Origin of the sequence: Flavobacterium sp., from assembly GCF_044361065.1 — a bacterium.
Taxonomy (GTDB): Bacteria; Bacteroidota; Bacteroidia; order Flavobacteriales; family Flavobacteriaceae; genus Flavobacterium.
This window is the reverse complement of the sequence record NZ_JBIKJI010000204.1, coordinates 1-3121: the sequence shown is the minus strand read 5'-3', so window position 1 is coordinate 3121 and position 3121 is coordinate 1. Positions and strand designations below refer to the sequence as shown.

4 protein-coding genes are annotated in these 3121 nt (G+C 32.1%); 2 read left to right on the top strand and 2 right to left on the bottom strand.

Annotated features, from left to right (window positions below; genetic code table 11):
- Window positions 1-12 precede the first annotated feature (12 nt).
- A complete protein-coding gene (gene panB, locus ACIQ11_RS09945; RefSeq protein ID WP_396150867.1) occupies window positions 13-831 on the bottom strand; it encodes a 3-methyl-2-oxobutanoate hydroxymethyltransferase in 819 nt (272 codons plus the stop codon).
- Between the two features lie 132 nt (window positions 832-963).
- On the opposite strand from panB, the gene ACIQ11_RS09940 reads away from it, so the two are divergent.
- Together ACIQ11_RS09940 and ACIQ11_RS09935 are read left to right on the top strand one after the other, a co-directional pair.
- A complete protein-coding gene (locus ACIQ11_RS09940) occupies window positions 964-1398 on the top strand; it encodes a nuclear transport factor 2 family protein (protein ID WP_396154499.1) in 435 nt (144 codons plus the stop codon).
- A 6-nt stretch (window positions 1399-1404) separates the two neighbouring features.
- Complete coding sequence (locus tag ACIQ11_RS09935) at window positions 1405-2463, top strand: porin (RefSeq protein WP_396154497.1); 1059 nt, start codon at window positions 1405-1407, stop codon at window positions 2461-2463.
- A 42-nt stretch (window positions 2464-2505) separates the two neighbouring features.
- On the opposite strand, the gene ACIQ11_RS09930 is transcribed toward ACIQ11_RS09935, so the two are convergent.
- Window positions 2506-3033 (bottom strand): hypothetical protein, encoded by a 528-nt coding sequence (locus tag ACIQ11_RS09930; RefSeq protein WP_396154495.1) that lies wholly within the window; start codon window positions 3031-3033, stop codon window positions 2506-2508.
- Window positions 3034-3121: the final 88 nt, after the last annotated feature.

Here is a 3121-nt window from a genome sequence, read left to right as displayed (position 1 = left end):
CTTTATTTAGTATTAGTACTGTTCATTCGCATTAGGAAAATCAACCGATTTTACATCAGCTACATATTGACCAATAGCTTTAGTCATATCTTCAAATAAATTCATATATCTGCGTAAGAATCTTGGGCTAAATTCGTGTGTCATACCAATCATATCGTGTAATACCAACACCTGACCGTCTACGCCACTCCCCGCTCCGATTCCAATAACTGGAATAGAAATACTTTCAGCGACTTTTTGAGCTAATTTAGCTGGAATTTTTTCTAAAACTAAAGCAAAACAACCAATACGTTCTAACATTTTAGCATCTTCTAACAATTGATCTGCTTCTTCCTCTTCTTTAGCACGAACGGTGTACGTTCCGAATTTATATATCGATTGTGGTGTTAAACCCAAATGCCCCATTACAGGAATACCCGCATTTAATATTTTCTTTATAGACGATTCAATTTCTTTACCGCCTTCTAATTTTACAGCATGTCCGCCGCTTTCTTTCATAATACGAATAGAAGAACGCAACGCCTCTTTCGGATCTGATTGGTAACTTCCGAAAGGTAAATCTACCACAACTAAAGCTCTGTCAACGGCTTTCACCACACTGCTAGCGTGATAAATCATTTGGTCTAACGTAATTGGCAATGTGGTTTCGTTTCCTGCCATTACATTACTTGCCGAATCGCCAACTAAAATGACATCAATACCCGCTGTATCAACAATTTTAGCCATTGTGAAATCGTATGCCGTTAGCATAGAAATTTTTTCACCATTGGCTTTCATATCAATTAACGACTTCGTTGTAATTTTTTTATAATCTTTTTTTGCTACAGACATATGCTTTCGTGTTCAGTTATCAGTTTTTAGTGTTCAGTAAATACCGAATGAAATATTTTGTAAAATTAATATAAAGATATGGATTGTAACAATTTTTCGACATTTAATACCAATAATAAAAATGCAACCACTATGAGACAAGTATTTATTTTACTATTTTTTGGTTTTAGTGTAGGAATTTCCGCACAAGAAGAAACGGCTATTAAGCAAACGATTTCAACATTTTTTGAAGGCCTACAAACCGGTGATACATTAAAAATACAATCGGTTTGCCACAAAGAGATGAAATTGCAATCGATTATGGAAAAAAACACGGTTGGAGCGTTGTCTTATCAAAGTAATTCAGATTTTTACAAATCCATAGCCGCCATTCCAAAAAACCTAAAAATTGAAGAACGCCTTTTAAGTTATAACATTCAAATAGATGGCACTATGGCAAACGTTTGGACACCTTACGAATTTTATGTGAATGAAAAACAAAGTCATATTGGAACAAATTCCTTTACTTTGCTGTTAGAAAACAACAGTTGGAAAATAGTGCATATAATTGATACCCGAAGAAAATAATACGAAATGAAAGGTCTTTTTACCTATTTATCTGTGGCAATGATATGCTTATCATTCGCACAAGAAAACACAAAAAACAAACTAAAAATTGACATTTCAGGATACATAGATACGTATTATTCCTATGATTTTGATACGCCAGAAACACAAGACAAACAATCTTTCTTATATAACTATAACAAACAAAACAACTTTAACATCAATATCGCCTTACTAAGAGCATCGATTAGTTATGAAAACGTGTATGCAAAAGTTTCGGTACATTCAGGAACGTATGTGGAGGCCAATTACGCTGCCGAAAAAACCAAATACTTAAACGAAGCGTATGTAGGAGTGTTTTTAAATAAAAACAAAACAACCACTTTAGAAGCGGGAATTATGCCCAGTTATATTGGTTTCGAATCTGCCATAACTCACGCTAATTTAACCGCAACACGTTCTATACTTGCAGAAAATTCTCCTTATTTTATGACGGGTGTAAAACTGAATCATCAATTTAATGAAAAATGGAGTGTAGCTGGATTACTCACCAACGGTTGGCAACGTATTGAAAAAGCAAAAAGCAATTTAGCACCATCATTTGGTACACAATTGATATACAAACCAAATAGCAAAAACACTTTAAATTGGAGCACTTTTATAGGTAAAGAAGCCTACGCTAATCAGTTTAATACGCGTTATTTTAGTAATCTATATTGGGACAAAACTTGGAATACAAAATGGCATTCAATACTTGGTTTCGATTATGGAATGCAAGATGTTTCTTATCAAAACACACAGAAAGCAACTTGGTACAGTCCGGTTCTAATTACACAATATTCATTCAATTCGAAATGGCAAATGGCACATAGAATTGAATATTATCAAGATAAAAAACAGGCAATAATAGCCAGTCAAATTCCTTTTGAAACACTTGGAAATTCAATAAATTTAGATTTTTTACCCAATTCGAAATTTAAAATAAGAACAGAAGGAAAATGGTATCACGCTACAGAAAACATTTTTGATACCAATACCAAAAAAGATAATTTTTCAGTAACCACTACAATGAGTTTTGAGTTTTAGATTTTAGATGGGAACACAGATTTGACGAATTCAAAATAGATATTATATCTTCAAAATCACTTTTCCTTCAAAAACTTTACTTTCTGAATATAATTTTAATCCCATAATTCTCCAATCAACACTACCCGAAACAAAGTAATTACAGTAGTTTTTATTTTTAGGCTTATCTACGTGAATTGTATGAACATTCCATTTAGTCCCACTAATTAAACCGCCTTTCATACAATTTGCACTGATTATAACTAAATCATTTTTTTCTTCTCCAAAATATATATCTAACGAAATTACAGAAGTTAAATTCTTTTCCAAAATCACATCTTGATGAAATGAATTCCCTGAAAATTTTCTTTTAGTTAAATTATTTGAGGATTCTTTATTGTAAAAATCAATGTTTTTTTCTGCTAAATTCTTTGAATCTTCATTTGAAATAAATGATAGCAATCCAATTACAAGAACAAATCCAGCTAGTCCACCCAAGCCATCTCTAACGATTTTTACTGATTTAATGCAGACCACAAGAAAATAAATAAAAATTACTGCATTTAATATTCCCCAAATTAGTTCAAACATAGTTTTATGGTTTTAAATAAATTAACAATCTGCTAATCCTACTCCAATAGCTAAACCACCTTCAGAAGTTTCTTTGTATTTTGAGTTC